The sequence below is a fragment of the Pseudomonas sp. MPDS genome (genome assembly GCF_013283895.1).
Taxonomy (GTDB): Bacteria; Pseudomonadota; Gammaproteobacteria; order Pseudomonadales; family Pseudomonadaceae; genus Aquipseudomonas; species Aquipseudomonas rhizophila.
Genome location: NZ_CP054128.1, coordinates 1,355,075 through 1,367,866 on the forward strand (window position 1 = coordinate 1,355,075; position 12,792 = coordinate 1,367,866).

The window sequence follows — 12,792 nt, forward strand, 5'->3', positions numbered from 1 at the left end:
AATCGCAGGCCCGTCTTGTTTCAGCGATCCATCGCAGCCCCTGATCAGAACGCCACGGACGTCTGCACATACAGCGTGCGCGGTTCCCCTACGTATTTGCCCCGGTTGTTATCGTCGAACGAGCGGGTGAAATACTGGGTATTGAAGATGTTCTTCACACCCACCGCCACGTTCAGGTCCGACAGTTGCGGGCCGAAATCATAGGCGGCGCGGCTGCTGAACAGCATATAGCCAGGGATATTGCCGGTACTGCCGTCGGCGCTTTCGGCGCGGGTATTGGCGTTGTCGGCAAACTGCGCGCTCTGATAGGTGCTGTCCAGGTTCAATTTCCACGGCCCGTCCGTGTAACCCACGCCCAGTGTGCCTTTGTGCTTGGAAGAAAATGGCACGCGGTTGCCTTTGTTCGGTCCGTCTTCCCGAATGGTGGCATCGACGAAGGCATACGTGGCATATACGTCAAAACCGGCCAGCGCCGGACTCAGGCCGTCGAGGGCGTAGTTGATGCTGGTTTCGATGCCCTGGTGGCGGGTTTCGCCACGGGCAATCACCGAATCGTTGGTTTGGTTGCTTTCGTATTGGTTGTCGAAGTTGATCAGGAACGCACCGATCTCCGCCCGCAGGTTGCCATTGTCATAGCGGGTTCCAAGTTCCCAGGTGCGGGCTTTCTCCGGTTTCACTTCACCGCTGCTCACACGGTTAGGCATCTGGCTGTACTGCACACTGCCGAATGAACCTTCGGTATTGGCATACAGATTCCATTCATCGGTCAGGTGGTACAGCACATTCAGCGCTGGCAGGGCGGTGTTGTAGTCACCCTTGTATTTCACGTTGGTCAGATTGTTTGTCTGTTGCGATTCGATCATTTCGTAACGAATACCGGGCGTGATCGTCCATTTGCCAATATCGATCCGATCATCGATGAAAATTGCATTGGCTTCAGTTCCACCCCGTGTATCGCGGTCGTTTCGGCTGGAGGTTGTCGGCAATTCGTTGCTGGCGATCGGCGTGCGATAGCGCAGTTCATGGCCGGCCTCGTTGATGTAGCGATAGCCGACGCCGACCTCGTGGCTGGTCGGCCCGAGGTCGAAACCTTGGGCAAAACGGGTTTCCAGGCCGCGTACCCAATATTCGCGAGGCGACAGGGACAGGAAGGAGCCCTGGTCCAGGTAGCCGCTGCGCAAAGTCTTGGTGAAAAACGTGCTGGCGGTAAATTCGCGTCGATCCTGCTGGTAGCGGTAGCCGAAGTTGACCAGGGTGCGACGGCCCCAGAAGCGGTCATTCTGACGGGTGGACTGATACGGGTTGGCGTCGTAGTCGGCCACATTCAGGCCGCCGGGCATGTCGGCCTCGCCTTCGTAGTATTGGGCCATGGCATTAAAACTGTTGGCCTCGTCCAGTTGGTAGTTGCCCTTGAGGATCAAGTCGTCGATTTGTGTGTCGCTGTGTTCGCGCCAGTCGCCGCCGCGAGTGCCGGAGTACAACAGGGCACCGCCAAGGCCGTTGTCGGCGGTGCCGCCGGCCAGCAGGTTGGCGGATGTCTTGAAGCCGTCGTGGCTGGAAGACGGACTGGTCTCGGTCTGGAAGCCGCCCTTTACCGTCGGCGCCTCGGGAATCGCCCGCGTCACGAAGTTGACCACGCCACCGACGTTTTGCGGACCGTAGCGCACCGCGCCGCCTCCGCGCACGACATCCACCGCGTCCATGTTGCCCATGCTGACCGGCGCGAACGATAGCTGCGGTTGGCCGTAGGGTGCGAAAGGCACCGGGATGCCGTCCATCAGCACCGTGGAACGTGAGGCCAGGCGAGGATTGAGCCCGCGGATACCAAAGTTCAGCGCCATGTCATGGCTGCCGGTGCCGTTGTTTTCCGGTGCGTTGACGCCAGGAATGCGATTGAGCACATCCCGGGCCTGGGTCGCGCCCTGGCGTTCGAACGCCTCACGACGGATGACGTCTCGGGCACCGGCGTGTTCGAAGACATTGGTCGGCGCGGCATCGCCGAGCCAGTCACCGACCACGGTGGTGGTGCCGATGTCCAGCGCGGTGCTGGCGGCCGGTTGCAGGCTGAAGGCGTTGTCTGCCTCAGGGCGGGCTTGCAGGCCTGTGCCTTCGAGCAGCGCGCTCAGCCCTTGCTCTGGGCTGTAGCTGCCTTCCAGGCCACGACTCTGCAGGCCTGCGGTCGTCTGTGAGCTGAAGGAAATCAACACCCCAGCCTCGCGTCCGAATTGATTGAGGGCATTTTCCAGTGACGACGGCGCGATGTGATAGGGCTTGGCATCTGCAGCCTGTACGCAAGGCAGTACGACGAAACTCAAGCTGGCCCCCAGGAGCAATTGACGCACGGTACGGGCGAGCGGGGTGAGACGGGTGGGTTGTTGCGGCATGGATGAGAATCCCGAGAAGGTTGTATCGAAGTGCTTTCCTTCTCTGTCACCCCAGGTGTGGAAAACGGCTCACTGGTGCATCACTTTTTTTCAGCTGGGGTGGCCGTGGTTCAGGCTCGAGCTTCGACCGAGATCCAATAGCGGGTGAAACGACGCACTTTTACCGGCAGGCTGACTTCCAGCAGATCGAGGATTCGCTCGCTGTCGTCCAGCGGATAGGTTCCGGAGATCAGAAGGTTGGCGACCGCCTCGTCGCAGTGCAATTGGCCACGTCGGTAGCGGCCTAGCTCGTCGAGAAAGTCTGCCAGGCGCATGTGCGCCGCTACCAGCATGCCCTCTGTCCAGGCGCCGCTGTTGGCATCCAGGGCCGTGGCGGGCCCGGCGCCGTTGATGCCAAGGCTCAGTTGCCGTGACGTCGCCAGCAACAACGCCGGGCCGTGTCGGCTACGAATGTCCACCTGGCCTTCAAACACCGCCACCTGGGTGTGGTCCGGATACTCGCGTACGTTGAACCGGGCGTTGCGGCTTTCCAGCAGGCCATGGGCGGTCAGCACTTGCAGGGGCCTTGGGTCGCGGGCAGCGGTCAATAACAGTTCCCCCTCCAGCAGGTGGATCAAGCGGCGTTGAGCGTCGAAGCGAACGTCTACCGCACTGCCGCTGTTGAGCTGCAACTGACTGCCGTCATCCAGCGTCAGACGACGCCGTTCGCCTACCGGGCTGCGAAAATCGGCCATCAATGGGGGTAGCAGTTGGCGTTCACGCAGGCTCCAGGTCAACGCTGAACCGGCCCCAAGCACCAACAACATTTTGAGCGCTCGACGCCGCGCAGCGGACTTCGGTGCATTGAGGGCCGCATGGGCCAACGGAGAGGGCACGCTGCGCAGCCGCTGATTGACCCGCTGGATATGCTCCCAGGCGCGGCGATGTTCGTTGTGAGCATTGAGCCATTGCTCCCAGGCTTTCTGCCGGCGAGTATCGAGTGGGCCTTGCTGCATTTCCAAAAGCCAGTGCACGGCCTGTTCGGCCACTTTCGCACTGACATCTGGTGCGCTGTTCATCGCTGGGGTCATAAGGCGAAGTAGCAGCGCATCGCTGCCTTGTTCAAATGACGCTTGACCGTCGCCAATGAAATTCCCAGTTCACGGGCTATTTCGTTGTAGGTCAGGCCATCGACCTGGGCCAGCAGAAACGCCTGCTTGACCGCTCGTGGCAAACCATCGAGCAGTTGGTCCAGTTCCATCAGGCTTTGCAGGATGATTGCCCGTTCTTCCTCCGACGGCACCACCTGCTCCGGCAGTTGGGCGAGGGTATCGAGGTAGGCGCGCTCAAGGTCCTGGCGTCGGTAGTGGTTGAACAGTACGCGCTTGGCAATGGTCGTAAGAAACGCCCGGGGTTCCAGGACAGGCTGCGGGTCGCGCGCAGTCAGTACGCGTATGAACGTGTCCTGGGCCAAGTCGGCGGCACTGTCGGGGCAGCCGAGTTTTCTTCGCAACCAGCCGTTAAGCCAACTGTGATGGGCGTTGTAGAGCACTTCGACGGTGTGTGCAGGCGGCAACGAGGAGCATCCCGACAGCGATGAGCTGTGCTAGAGAACAAGAATTGTTCGCATTGTAGGGGCGCGGCGGTGGCTACGGCAATCGGGATCAGTACCTGCTTGTTTCATTTGACCGGGGCACGCTGATACCTAGCGCAAAAACGCCTGTCGATACTCGCCGGGTGTCGCGCCGAGGGCCTGCCGGAAACGATTCGTAAAATGGCTGGCGCTGGCGAACCCGCAGGCCAACGCGACCTCACCCAGCGGTTTTGACGTGCTGCGCAGCCAGTGCCGCGCGTGGGCCAGACGTCGTGCCAGTACGTATTGATGGGGCGGCAGGCCGAAGCTTTCGCGGAACATCCGGGCAAAGTGGTATTCGGACAGCGCACACAGCGCCGCCAGTTGGCCGAGGCTGATGGCGTCGGCCAGATGGCTGTCGATGTAGTCCACCAGCATTCGCCGCTGGTGAGCGGCCAGCCCGCCCTTGAGGCGAAGCCCCTGGCGCTGGCCGACCTGGCTCAATAGCAGATGGTTGAGCAAGTCATGGGCCAGGCTGGTGGTCAGAAGGCGTTCACCGGGCTCATCCCAGTTCAGGGCGATCAACTGGCGAAAGCGCTGTGCCTGTTGCGGGTCGTCGAGAAAGGTGGCTTCGCGCAGTTGCACTTGCCGCGGCTCGCGATCCAGTAGCGTGACGCAACCGAGGGCGAATTGCTCAGGGCTGAAGTACAGGTGCGCGAGGCGAATGTCGCCATTGATGACCCAGGCCGATTCATGCCCGGCCGGCAGGACGCAGAGTTTGCCAGGTGCCCCGGTGGTGTCGGGGCGTTCGCGGCGAAACGTGCCGGTACCACCGGCGATGTAGCACGACAGCGTGTGGTGAGTCGGCGCCTCGTAGTCTTGGGCGTCGTGATGGTTGCTCCACAAAGCGGCCGCCATGCCGTCTCCAAGCTCGGCACTGTGCTCAAGGCGAGCATTGGGCGAACTGTTGAGGGCTTGAAAGACTTGCAGGGTTTGCAGTGTGGGCATGATCGGGTCTCTCCAACGCCTTGCATCCTACTCCGTCGGTCGGCTCATGCCAGCCTGCAAAGCGACAAAACCGCAAGTTTACGCAAGCGCCCGGTGGCGGGCGGCGCAACACTGGCGGTCATTGTCAGGAGTTGCCGTCATGAACCTCTCGTTGTATCTACTTACCGTGCTCATCTGGGGCACTACCTGGATTGCGCTGAAATTGCAGTTGGGCGTGGTCGCCATCCCCGTGTCGATTGTCTATCGCTTCGGCCTGGCGGCGCTGATTCTGTTTGTGATGCTCTTGCTCAGCCGACGTCTGCAAGCCATGAACCGGCGCGGTCATTTGATTTGCGTGGCCCAGGGCCTGTGCCTGTTTTGCATCAACTTCATGTGTTTCCTCACTGCCAGCCAATGGATTCCCAGCGGGTTGGTCGCGGTGGTGTTCTCCACCGCCACGCTCTGGAATGCCCTCAATGCCCGCGTATTCTTCGGTCAAAGGATCGCCCGCAACGTCTTGCTGGGCGGCGCCTTGGGCTTGCTGGGGCTGGCGCTGCTGTTCTGGCCGGAGCTGGCGGGTCATAGCGCGAGCCCGCAAACGCTGCTCGGGTTGGCCTTGGCGTTGCTGGGAACCTTGTGCTTTTCGGCGGGCAACATGCTCTCGAGTTTGCAGCAGAAGGCCGGTCTCAAACCGTTGACCACCAACGCCTGGGGCATGGCTTATGGGGCGGCGATGCTGGCGGTGTGGTGCCTCTTCAAAGGCATCCCGTTCGATATGGAATGGAACGCGCGCTATGTCGGCTCGCTGTTGTACCTGGTGATCCCAGGTTCAGTGATCGGCTTCACCGCCTACCTGACGCTGGTGGGGCGCATGGGGCCGGAGCGGGCGGCGTATTGCACGGTGCTGTTTCCGGTGGTGGCGTTGAACGTCTCGGCGTTGGTCGAGGGCTACCAATGGACGGCGCCGGCACTGCTCGGGCTGGTGTTGGTGATGTTGGGGAACGTGCTGGTGTTTCGCAAACCCCGGCCCGTGGCGACGCAAGCCGCCCTGGGCGCACGCTGAGCCAGGGTATGGCAGGCCCGGACCCGGCGCCTGCCCGATGGTTTACTTCCAGACTTGTGGGTTGACCAGGTTCTTCGGTCGCTCGCCCAGCAAAGCGCTGCGCAAGTTTTCCACGGCAAGATTGGCCATGGCTTCCCGGGTTTCGTGGGTGGCCGAGCCGATATGGGGCAGGGTTACGGCGTTTTTCAGCTGGAACAGCGGCGATTCGGCCAATGGTTCTTTCTCGTAAACGTCCAGCCCGGCGCCGCGGATGCGGTTTTTCTGCAAGGCTTCGATCAGCGCCGGCTCATCCACCACTGGGCCGCGGGAAATATTGACCAGAATGGCACTCGGTTTCATCAGGGCCAGTTCGCGCTGGCCAATCAGGTGGCGGGTCTTCTCACTCAATGGCACCACGAGGCAAACAAAGTCCGCTTCGGCGAGCAACTGATCCAGCTCGCGAAATTGTGCGCCCAACTGATCTTCCAGTTCGGTCTTGCGGCTGTTGCCGCTGTAGAGAATCGGCATGTTGAACCCCAGCCGGCCACGCCGGGCAATGGCGGCGCCGATGTTGCCCATGCCGACAATCCCCAGGGTCTTGCCGTGCACGTCAGTGCCGAACAGCTGAGGGCCGACCGTCGCCTGCCATTGGCCGGCCTTGGTCCAGGCGTCCAGTTCAGCGACGCGCCGGGCGCTGCTCATCAGCAGGGCGAAGGCCAGGTCAGCGGTGCTTTCGGTGAGCACGTCAGGGGTGTTGGTGAGCATGATTCCACGCTCATTGAAGTAGGCCAGGTCATAGTTGTCGTAACCCACCGACACGCTGGACACCACTTGCAGATTCGCGGCGCTCTGCAGTTGTTCGCGGCCGAGCTTGCGTCCGACACCGATCAGGCCATGCACGTGGGGCAAGGCTTCGTTGAACTGTGCATTGATGTCGCCGTTCGACGGATTGGGCACGATCACGTCGAAATCCTGTTGCAGTCGTTCGACCATCTTGGGTGTGACACGGCTGAAGGCAAGTACGGTTTTTTTCATCGCAGAAGGCTCATCAGGCAAGGAATACCAAGCACGCTAACATTCTGGATGTGGGTTAGGCGAGAGGGGAGCGTCGATTGAGGCGAGTCAGTGGCAGGAATGGAGTACTTATGGGCAGTACCTATGGGAGAGCATCTATGTTGGATGTGGGAGCGAGCCTGCTCGCGATGACGGCGGCACATCCACCATCACTGCAAACTGATCCACCGCTATCGCGAGCAGGCTCGCTCCCACAAGGGATTTCTATTTCATCTCTGGGGTGTTTACGCCGCCCGCAGCGAAATAAACGCGTAGTTGACCGGTGCCTCAGTGGCAACCCGTGCTCCACTGGCCAGGACCTGGCAGGCCACGTCATCACCGGACAAATGGAACTGCCATTCACTGGCCGCTTGCTCCAGTGGCTGCAAACGGACCTGATCAATGACTGCGGCGAATGCGCTCATGTCCGGCAGGTACGCGGTAAACCCGTCGCCCTTCAGCGCGGTGGTGAGGATGCCCAGCGAAGCGCAGATGCGCTCCTTGATCCGGATTTCCTCGCGATCGGCCTGACGTGAGCGTTCGATCAACTGCGCCAGTTCCCTGTCGACCAGTTCACCGCCGAGTATCAGTTGCGGTCCGGTCTCCCACGACTCTGGCGGGCATTCCTTTACGGCAATGTTGAGCGGGATGTGCGGGTTGATTTCCATCGGATAGATACGGCACACCAAGGGGCGGCGCTCGTAGATGCGGCACAGGTTTTCTTCGTCAAGATTGCGGCAGCGCCCGGCGTTATAGGCGGCGAAGGTGATTGCCACCAAGGCCTCGGTGGTGCCGCTGTGGACCCGCGCCGAACGGCGCTCAGCGTGTTCGCGTTGCGCCGCCGGCAGGCCGAGGCCGTTGGGCAGGAAGGCTTCCACCAGGACAATCACCTGGCCGCCGTCGTCAGCCCACATCCGGGCCTCGTCGAGGGTCAGGGGGACATGGTGATCGGTGCAGCATTTGCCACAGCCTACGCAGGAAAACGTTGTGTTCATTGAGCGCCCGGTCAAAAGCTGGAAGGCGGCGACAGAAAAACGCCGCGATTAACCGATGCGAAGCAAGTTGTGCGCCATCACCGGCTGTTGTCGGCGGGGCGGATGGAGTCCCACTCGGTCACGTAGGCGGTCTTGGATTTCTTGCGGTAAAGGCACAGCTCGGTGCCCGTCGCGCCTTTCATGTGTTTCTGCGGATACTGGCCTTGCAGCAACAGCGCGGTATAACCCACCCGGTCATCGAACTGCGCGGCAGTGCCCACAGGCTCGGCGTTCTTCAAGCCGCTGGCCTTGATGCAACTGGCAAGCACGGTTTTGTCATGGGTGGCCCAGGCTTCTGGGCTGGAGGCGTGTGCCTGGGCGGCGAGGGCCGTGAAGCCCAAAAACATGAGTGCGTGGATTTTCATCAGCAAGATCCTTGTTCTGGGAAGCCAGGACAGGAGTATGCCTGAGGTGCCGGGATGATCATTCCCCTATACGCATGGGAATGATCATCAGGCATGACTCAGTGGCCTTGCTCGGCAACCGCCTTGGCGGCCGTGATCAGGCACTTGGTCAGCTCCGGTGAGGAGAACTTGGTCAGCACGCCATTGGCCCCGGATAGCCGAGCCTTCTCGCTGTTCATGGCGCTGTCCAGCGAGGTGTGCAGCAACACATAGAGGTGGGCGAAGTCCGGCGTTTCCCGCAGGGTCCGGGTAAGGGCGTAGCCGTCCATCTCCGACATTTCGATGTCGGAAACGATCAGGTTGATCTGCTGTGCAGTGCCTTGCAGGTCCAGCAGGCATTCGATGGCTTCCTTGGCGCTGCGAGCGGTGTGGCATTGCAGGCCGAGGTTGCGCAAGGTGTGTACCGATTGTTGCAACGCCACCTGACTGTCATCGACCACCAGGATCCGCGCGTTGCCCAGGACTTCGGCGTCTTCCATGCTCAGCTCGGTGGGCGCCGTTTCAATCTGCGCCGGGGCGATACCGTGGATGACTTTTTCGATGTCCAGCACCTGCACCAGCGTGCCATCCACCGACGTCACGCCAGTGATGAAGGCGCGTACGCCGCCTGAGCCGAAAGGCGGGGGTTTGATGTCGGTGGTCAGGCAATGCACGATCTTGCTCACCGCCTGCACATGCAGACCCTGTTTGGATCGACTCACATCGGTGACGATCAGGCAGCCGCCATCCGGATCTTCCAGAGGGCGTTCGCCGATGGCGCGGCTCAGGTCGATCACCGACAACGAGGCCCCGCGCAGGGTGGCGATGCCTTTGACGTGCGGGTGCGACTCCGGCAGTTTGGTCAACGGCGGGCAGGGAATGATTTCGCTGACTTTGAGCAGGTTGATTGCCATCAGCTTGCCGCTGCGCAAGGTAAACAGCAGAAGCGAAAGTGAGTCTGCGCGGGCTTTGTTGGAAGACATAAAAACCTTCTGTGGAAAAAGGTGGGGCGAGCGTGAAGAACGCCAAAACAGCTTTTGATATTGGGTTATCGACCCGATGGGGGCTGGCTTTAGGGCGAAACCCACAGACAATCGATTTCAGCTCAGTGGCCTGAGAATGCATACGCTATGGTCAGGCGATAAATGCCCTCGCCGCATGGGGCGTCGGTGGTACAGAAGGTTTATTTGAGTCCCAACCGCTTGGCCATCCGCCCCAGGTTTGCCCGATCCAGACCCAGTTCCCGAGCGGCGCTGGCCCAGTTGTGCTGATGCCGTTCCAGGCAGGCGATGATCAGCTTGCGTTGAAAATCGTCCATGGCTTCACGCAAGTCCCCCGTGACCCCCTCCAGGGCAGGTGCGGGGCTGGCGGATGAAGGTGGCGGGTGTTCTTCCGGGCTGCGGGGCAAGTCCAGGTCCTGAGCGCTGAGGCTGAGGATCTTTGGCCGCACCGGACACCGGCCCAAGGCTTTTAAGGCGCTTCGGCCGATCAGGTGCTCCAGTTCACGTACGTTCCCCGGCCAGTCATACGCCAGCAATGCGGCCTGGGCGTCACTGGTCAGGCGCAGGCTGCCCAGGCCCATGCGCGAACGGTTCTGCTCCAGGAAAAACCCGCTGAGCAGCAGCACATCGCGCCCACGATCCCGTAGTGCCGGCACCAGCAACGGGTACACGCTCAGGCGATGATAGAAGTCGGCCCGATATCGCCCGTTGCGCACTTCTTCGGCCAGATCGCGATTGGTGGCCGCAATCAGGCGTACATCGACCCGATGTTCCTTGTCCGAGCCCAGCCGTTGCAACTGGCCGCTCTGCAACACTCGCAGTAGCTTGGCCTGCACGGTCAAGGACAACTCGCCCACTTCATCGAGGAACAACGTGCCGCCATCGGCCAGTTCGAATTTGCCGCGCCGGTCGTTCGTGGCCCCTGTGAAGGCGCCGCGTACGTGGCCGAAGAGTTCGCTTTCCACCAGGGTATCCGGCAGTGCGGCGCAATTTAGGCTGATAAGCGGCTGCTCGGCGCGCTTGGAGGCCGCGTGTATGGCTTGGGCGACCAGCTCCTTGCCAACCCCGGTTTCACCAGTGATCAGCACCGTCAGGTCGCTGCCCCCCACCAGGTTGATTTCTTCCACTAATCGCTTGTGGGCCTTGCTCTGGCCGACCATGTCGCGAGGTAGCTGGCCGCTGGCCTGGCGGTAGACCTCGGCGCGGCGATGTTCGTCTTCGGCTTTCAAGGCCAGCCGATCAATGCGTTCGGCTGCGCTGACGGTGGCGGCGGCCAGGCTGGCAAAGGCCTGCAAGGCGCTCAGGTCGATCGGCTCGAAGCGTTCGGGGTTCAGCGCGTCGAGGGTCAGCAGGCCCCACGGTTGCTCGTCGACGAACAGTGGGCAGCCCATGCAGTCGTGGACCTCCAAGTGCTCCTCCAGACCTTCGACCAATCCGTCGTACGGGTCGGGCAGGTCACTGTCGGCGGCAAAGCGAGTGGGCTGCGGGCTGGCCAGCAGTGCCTGGAAGCGGGGGTGTTCGCTAATCCGGAAGCGTCTGCCCAGGGTATCGGTACTCAAGCCATCCACCGCCAGCGGCACCAGACAGTCTCCGTCCAGGCGCAACAGCGCGGCGGCGTCGCAGGGCAACAGGGCTCGCAGCGCGCCAAGCAGGCGACGATAGCGCTCGCCTTCCGGCAACTCGCGGGAGAGGTCGGCCACCAGCGGAAGCAGCGAGGTCAGCAGGGAGGTTGCGGTCATAATGACTCCATGTGGTCCTTAAGACTATAAGGCGTGTCGTGTCTTTATGACTATAAAATTCATAAGATATTGAAAAATATGAATAATTTTTATGGCATGAAACCTGATAGGCATAGGTATCAGTTTTTCGTAATACGCCAGGAGTCACCTTATGCTCAGCCGAGAAGAACGCGCCATCATCCGCTCCACCGTGCCCTTGCTTGAAAGCGGTGGTGAAGCGCTCATTACTCACTTCTATCGCATGATGCTGTCCGAATACCCGCAAGTGCGCCCGTTGTTCAACCAGGCTCACCAGGCCAGCGGTGATCAGCCCCGTGCCCTGGCCAACGGCGTATTGATGTACGCCCGGCACATTGACCAGCTCGATCAGTTGGGCGACCTGGTGGCCAAAATCGTCAACAAGCACGTCGCCCTGCAAATCCTGCCGGAACATTACCCCATTGTGGGGGCCTGCCTGTTGCGGGCGATCGCCGAGGTGCTGGGTGAAGAGATCGCCACGCCGCAAGTGATTGCCGCGTGGGGCGCTGCCTATAACCAGTTGGCCGATATCCTGATCGGTGCCGAAACCGGCATGTACGAGCAGAAAGCCGCAGCGCCGGGCGGCTGGCGGGGCGAGCGTGAGTTCATCCTGGCAGCCAGGGTGCAGGAGAGCTCGGAAATCACTTCGTTCTACTTCGAGCCGGCGGACAAGGGCGCGATCCTGGTGGCCGAACCAGGCCAGTACATCGGCATGAAACTGGTGTTGGATGGCGAGGAGGTGCGCCGCAATTATTCGCTGTCGGCCCTGGCGGACAACGGTCAGTATCGCATCAGCGTCAAGCGCGAGCCGGGCGGGCGCGTGTCCAACCACCTGCACCATCATTTCCCGATTGGCAGCAGCATCCAGTTGTTTCCACCGTCAGGGGACTTCTTCCTGACCCAGAGCGACAAACCGCTGGTGCTGATCAGCGGCGGCGTCGGCATCACCCCGACCCTGGCGATGTTGCAGGCCGCACTGCAAACCGAGCGGCCGGTGCATTTTATCCACTGTGCACGTAACGGCGGCGCGCACGCGTTCCGTGACTGGATCGATGACCTGGCCCAGCGGCATCCACAACTCAAGCGCTTCTATTGCTACGACGAAGATGACGGCTTGAGCCCGGCAGCTGACAAGGTCGGCTTGTTGAGCCAGGAACAACTGGCGCAATGGTTGCCGCAGCAGCGTGACCTGGATGCCTACTTCCTTGGGCCCAAAGGCTTCATGGCCGCCGTCAAGCGCCACCTCAAGGCACTGGGCGTGCCGGACGGGCAAAGCCGCTACGAATTCTTCGGCCCGGCGGCGGCGCTGGAGTAACGGCGGGGCGAGCCGGGGTGACCCGGTTCGTCTGCATCGCGAGCAGGCTCGCTCCCACAATGGATTTGCGGCGGGCACGATTGGGTGATCAACGCAAAGACAACTGTGGGAGCGAGCCTGCTCGCGATAGCGGCGCCATGTTCACCCCATCCCGCCTGACTTCTCCAAGCAAAATTAATCCGTACTTAACCTCCCTCCTGTTTATTCCCCTCAATGTGGGCGGCAGCCGCTCGTTCTCTGTCATGGTCAGCGTGTAGACTTTGGCCATCCGACAGTGCGCCGGG

General features: G+C 61.2%; 11 protein-coding genes. 2 read left to right on the top strand and 9 right to left on the bottom strand.

From position 1 onward, the window contains the following. Positions 1–44 precede the first annotated feature (44 nt). The 4 genes from fecA to HQ912_RS05905 all read right to left on the bottom strand — a co-directional run bounded on the left by fecA (position 45) and on the right by HQ912_RS05905 (position 4,944). Positions 45–2,384 (bottom strand): TonB-dependent Fe(3+) dicitrate receptor FecA, encoded by a 2,340-nt coding sequence (fecA, locus tag HQ912_RS05890; protein ID WP_076383586.1) that lies wholly within the window; start codon positions 2,382–2,384, stop codon positions 45–47. Between the two features lie 110 nt (positions 2,385–2,494). Next, entirely contained in the window at positions 2,495–3,442 is a 948-nt protein-coding gene (locus HQ912_RS05895) for a FecR domain-containing protein (RefSeq protein ID WP_172833786.1), read from the bottom strand. Between the two features lie 8 nt (positions 3,443–3,450). Then, positions 3,451–3,939 (bottom strand): sigma-70 family RNA polymerase sigma factor, encoded by a 489-nt coding sequence (locus HQ912_RS05900; RefSeq protein ID WP_173406570.1) that lies wholly within the window; start codon positions 3,937–3,939, stop codon positions 3,451–3,453. Positions 3,940–4,068: 129 nt separating this feature from the next. Next, on the bottom strand, positions 4,069–4,944 hold the full coding sequence (locus HQ912_RS05905) for a helix-turn-helix domain-containing protein (protein WP_173406571.1): 876 nt from the start codon (positions 4,942–4,944) through the stop codon (positions 4,069–4,071). Between the two features lie 139 nt (positions 4,945–5,083). Between HQ912_RS05905 and HQ912_RS05910 the strand changes: the two genes are divergently transcribed. Then, complete coding sequence (locus HQ912_RS05910) at positions 5,084–5,986, top strand: DMT family transporter (RefSeq protein WP_107321893.1); 903 nt, start codon at positions 5,084–5,086, stop codon at positions 5,984–5,986. A gap of 42 nt (positions 5,987–6,028) precedes the next feature. On the opposite strand, the gene HQ912_RS05915 is transcribed toward HQ912_RS05910, so the two are convergent. The 5 genes from HQ912_RS05915 to norR form a co-directional block, all read right to left on the bottom strand. Then, positions 6,029–7,000 carry a D-glycerate dehydrogenase gene (locus HQ912_RS05915; RefSeq protein ID WP_173406572.1) on the bottom strand — a complete coding sequence of 324 codons (972 nt, stop codon included), beginning with the start codon at positions 6,998–7,000 and terminating at the stop codon, positions 6,029–6,031. A gap of 263 nt (positions 7,001–7,263) precedes the next feature. After that, positions 7,264–8,013, bottom strand: a complete 750-nt coding sequence (locus HQ912_RS05920; RefSeq protein WP_107321895.1) for a YkgJ family cysteine cluster protein — start codon at positions 8,011–8,013, stop codon at positions 7,264–7,266. 77 nt (positions 8,014–8,090) lie between these two features. Then, entirely contained in the window at positions 8,091–8,417 is a 327-nt protein-coding gene (locus HQ912_RS05925) for a hypothetical protein (protein WP_076383591.1), read from the bottom strand. Positions 8,418–8,515: 98 nt separating this feature from the next. Continuing rightward, a complete protein-coding gene (locus tag HQ912_RS05930) occupies positions 8,516–9,418 on the bottom strand; it encodes a chemotaxis protein CheV (protein WP_047228604.1) in 903 nt (300 codons plus the stop codon). 200 nt (positions 9,419–9,618) lie between these two features. Continuing rightward, the gene (norR, locus tag HQ912_RS05935) at positions 9,619–11,175 is read right to left on the bottom strand and encodes a nitric oxide reductase transcriptional regulator NorR (protein ID WP_160893378.1); all 1,557 of its coding nucleotides are present in this window, start codon (positions 11,173–11,175) and stop codon (positions 9,619–9,621) included. A 151-nt stretch (positions 11,176–11,326) separates the two neighbouring features. On the opposite strand from norR, the gene hmpA reads away from it, so the two are divergent. Further along, positions 11,327–12,508, top strand: coding sequence for an NO-inducible flavohemoprotein (hmpA, locus tag HQ912_RS05940; protein WP_173406573.1), 1,182 nt, complete (start codon positions 11,327–11,329; stop codon positions 12,506–12,508). Positions 12,509–12,792: the final 284 nt, after the last annotated feature.